Genomic DNA, 2,709 nt, shown 5'->3' with positions numbered 1-2,709 from the left:
GATCATCTGGTCCGGTTCTTGCGCAGCGAGCGTTTGATCACTGAGGTAGAGGACGAGGCGCAGCGCAGCGCCTAGCTCGACGAATCTGGCGACGGAAAGGGGTGGCGACGATGTTCACCGTCGATGACAAGGCAACGGGTCCGCATGACGCCTCGCTCGACCACGAGCGGATCGTCCTGCAGGCGCGTGACGTCGACTTCGACTGGTCGACGCTGCCGTTCTACTACGTGCCCAATGAGCCCTTCACCACTCACTTCTGCAATGTGTTGCACCTGTTGCTGCCGGCGGGTGAGGAGTTCATCGTCGCCGCCTTCAAGGACACCTTGCCGCTGATCAAAGACGATCAACTGCGGCGCGATGTGCAGGGATTCATCAGCCAGGAGGCGATGCATTCCCAGGCGCACGCGGGGGTGCTCGGACACTTCGCGGTCAAAGGCATCGACGTGACGCCGTTCACCGACCAAATGCGTTGGCTATTCACCCAACTCATCGGCGACCGGCCGCAGTGGAGCCGGCGCCGGCGACAGAGCTGGCTGCTCGAGCGGGTGTCGATGGTCGCGGCACTCGAGCACTACACCGCCATTTTGGGCGAATGGATTCTCGACACCCCGCAGCATGACGCCATGGGCACCGACCCGGTGATGCTGGACCTGTTGCGCTGGCACGGCGCCGAGGAAGTCGAGCACAAGGCGGTCGCGTTCGACACCATGAAGCATCTGCGTGCCGGGTATTGGCGGCAGGTGCGCACGCAGCTCCTGATCACCCCGGCGTTGCTCTGGTTGTTCGTCCGCGGCGTGCGATTCATGTACTCGGTCGACCCCTACCTGCCGCCCGGCACCAAGCCGCGCTGGCGCGACTACTTCCGCGCTGCACGTCGGGGTCTGGTACCCGGTCCATTCCAGTTCCTCCGGGTCGTCGGCGCCTATTACACGCCGAGTTTCCATCCTTCCCAGCTGGGCGGGGTGGGGCGCGCGGTCGACTACCTGTCTCGCTCACCCGCCGCCCGCGCGTCGCACTGACGATGACGACCGAAGTCGCTTCAACCACGGTCACGGCCTCCGATGGCGTGCGGCTGGCGGTGCATGCCTATACCGACATCGATCCGGGGCGGCCGACCGTCCTGGCCATCCACGGGTATCCAGACAACCACCACGTGTGGGACGGGGTGGCCACGGCATTGGGTCGCCGCTTCAATGTCGTAGCGTACGACGTGCGGGGTGCCGGCCAATCCTCAACGCCGGCAGACCGTTCGGGGTATCGGCTCCCGCAGCTGGTCGCTGACATCGGCGCGGTGATCGAGCGCCTGGGCGTGAACGACGTGCACCTGCTGGCCCACGACTGGGGTTCGATCCAGGCCTGGGCAGCGGTCACCGATGACGCGGTGATGGGCAAGATCGCCTCGTTCACCTCGGTGTCGGGGCCCCACCTGAACTACGCGGGTAAGTTCCTGCGCTCAGCACGCACGCCGCGCGCGTTCCTCAACGTGTTCAAACAGATCCTGGCCTCGTCCTACATCTGGTTTTTCCTGTGCCCGGGCGTACCGGAGCTGGCGATCCGGTCCCGGGCGACGGTGAAAGTCTTTGAGGCGGTGGAGCGCATCGGTGGATCGAGCACCCGCGGCGGGCGCGGCGCGGAGTACCGCTCGATCGATGACTACCTCAACGGGCTCAACCTGTATCGCGCGAACATGCCCGCACCGATGCTGTCACCCCCGGCGCAGTTGCCGCCAACTACAGTGCCCGTGCAGGTGCTGGTCGCACGCCAGGACTACTTCGTATCGCCTGCCCTGCAACGGTTCACCGGTTCCATCCCGGAGGGCGGCAGGGTCCTCCCGATCGAGGGCGGCCATTGGGTGGTCACCGCCTACCCCGACGTCATCGCCCGGCTCACCGCTGAGTGGGTCGACCTGATCGCTCGGTCCGGCGACCGTCGCGGCATCGGTCAGATGTGAGGATGATTGTGGCACAGACTATTCGGGACAGCATTCCGTCCGACCTGTATGGCCGCCGCAAGCGTGACCGCATGTACACCGCGTTGTACGGGGTCGGTTCGCTGTTCGGCGGCATGGCGTCGGCGTCGCGGTGGACATCCGCGCGGGTAGAGTCCGTGCGGCGCACCACCACCGCGGTGGTCGCCCACCGCGAACTTCTGACGCCCGATGTGGTCGCGTTGACGCTGGCCGACCCCGATGGTGGGTTGTTGCCGTCATGGACACCCGGCGCGCATATCGACGTTCGGTTGCCATCGGGCCGCCGCCGGCAGTACTCGCTGTGTGGTTCGCCCGGTCGGCGCACCGACTATCGCATCGCAGTGCGCCGCATCGCCGAGGGTGGCGGCGGTTCGATCGAAATGCACGACACCTTCAAGGTGGGCGACAAATTCGAGTTCGAAGGACCCCGCAACGCGTTCTACCTCGTCACCGACGAGCGTGAGGTGTTGTTCGTGATCGGCGGCATCGGGGTGACTCCGATTCTGCCGATGATCCAAACCGCCCAGCAGCGCGGAATCAATTGGCGCGCGGTCTATGCCGGTCGCAGCCGCGATTACATGCCGCTGCTGGACGAGGTCGTGGCCCAGGCTCCCGATCGCGTTACCGTGTGGGCCGACGACGAGCGCGGCCGATTTCCCACCGCGTCCGACCTGCTTGCCGACGCCGGGCCGGCGACGGCCGTCTACGTGTGTGGCCCCACCGCCGTGCTGGAATCGGTG

At 66.0% G+C, this 2,709-nt stretch carries 3 protein-coding genes; all 3 read left to right on the top strand.

Translation table 11 applies throughout. The features are described 5' to 3' along the window. Positions 1 to 110 precede the first annotated feature (110 nt). Complete coding sequence (locus VFW69_RS05275; protein ID WP_526498879.1) at positions 111 to 1,019, top strand: metal-dependent hydrolase; 909 nt, start codon at positions 111 to 113, stop codon at positions 1,017 to 1,019. 2 nt (positions 1,020 to 1,021) lie between these two features. Next, on the top strand, positions 1,022 to 1,951 hold the full coding sequence (locus VFW69_RS05270) for an alpha/beta fold hydrolase (RefSeq protein WP_526498877.1): 930 nt from the start codon (positions 1,022 to 1,024) through the stop codon (positions 1,949 to 1,951). Positions 1,952 to 1,953: 2 nt separating this feature from the next. Then, positions 1,954 to 2,709, top strand: a 756-nt coding sequence (locus tag VFW69_RS05265; RefSeq protein WP_526498875.1) for a ferredoxin reductase, incomplete at its 3' end; no start/stop codon positions are given.

This window comes from Mycobacterium sp. (genome assembly GCF_036273375.1).
GTDB lineage: Bacteria > Actinomycetota > Actinomycetes > Mycobacteriales > Mycobacteriaceae > Mycobacterium.
Note: the sequence above shows the minus strand (reverse complement) of the source record. Positions and strands in the feature narration are given on the sequence as shown.